1 protein-coding gene and 1 pseudogene are annotated in these 761 nt (G+C 37.3%); both read right to left on the bottom strand.

The window, feature by feature from the left end; all coding sequences use genetic code 11:
* Positions 1-143: 143 nt before the first annotated feature.
* Complete coding sequence (locus FD20_RS13650; protein ID WP_057738945.1) at positions 144-650, bottom strand: hypothetical protein; 507 nt, start codon at positions 648-650, stop codon at positions 144-146.
* Positions 640-761 (bottom strand): annotated as a pseudogene (locus FD20_RS13180) (type II toxin-antitoxin system RelB/DinJ family antitoxin); the annotation flags it as partial. The pseudogene FD20_RS13180 and the gene FD20_RS13650, both read right to left, overlap by 11 nt.

Genomic DNA, 761 nt, shown 5'->3' with positions numbered 1-761 from the left:
TCGCCGATTAATTCAAAAAGGGGCTTTATTAGAAAAGTACTTTCAAGCTAATAACCTCTCGGTCGAACAAACCGAAGAACTTTTAAAAACATTTGCTGACTATGTTAACGCCCATAAACCGGATAAATTAAAAAACGATCAACCTAATAACTAGGCCGATCGTTTTTATTTTCAGGATTGTTTTTTGGCTTAATTTCTGGATTGTGTTTAGTAAAGTCTTTTAACTGTTTTTGAATTCTTTTTGTAAGCTCTGCTTTACTTTCTTTGTGCTTCCTTTTACTTGATCGCTGTTGAATTATCTTTTGACCCTTACCTCTTCTTTTTGATTTTAGGTCAAGCGTAAAATCTGAAATTTTATTTTGATCTAGCTTACTTAAATGACCGATTTCTTTAAAGTTTAAACCGGCTTTGGGAAAGCGATAAATATTACCAAGATCGACCCAGGAAGGTTTCTTCAACCCAGCGGATTGCCAATCTTGGATCGGATAATATTGTTGCTTGATATAAGCCGACTTCTTTTCATACTGACTAGTAATTTTAAAAGCCTCGGCCGTCTGTTCTGATACCCGACGAATTAAAACTGGCCGAGACTTGCCACCGTTAGTTTCTACAAAACTAACGTATAGGCTGACTAAGTCATTAGTCCTCATCTGGATCGTTGAGCCAATCAGTGACCTCTTTAGCGTCTTTGAACTCGGTGACTGGGTGTCCCTTCGGTCGCCTTTAAAAAGCGTAAATTAGCTCTTTCTTCTTCGCTTAAA

This window comes from Liquorilactobacillus uvarum DSM 19971 (assembly GCF_001434935.1).
In the GTDB taxonomy this organism is placed as follows: Bacteria; Bacillota; Bacilli; order Lactobacillales; family Lactobacillaceae; genus Liquorilactobacillus; species Liquorilactobacillus uvarum.
The sequence above is the reverse complement of the archived record's forward strand: the minus strand, read 5'-3'. Positions and strand labels throughout refer to the sequence as shown.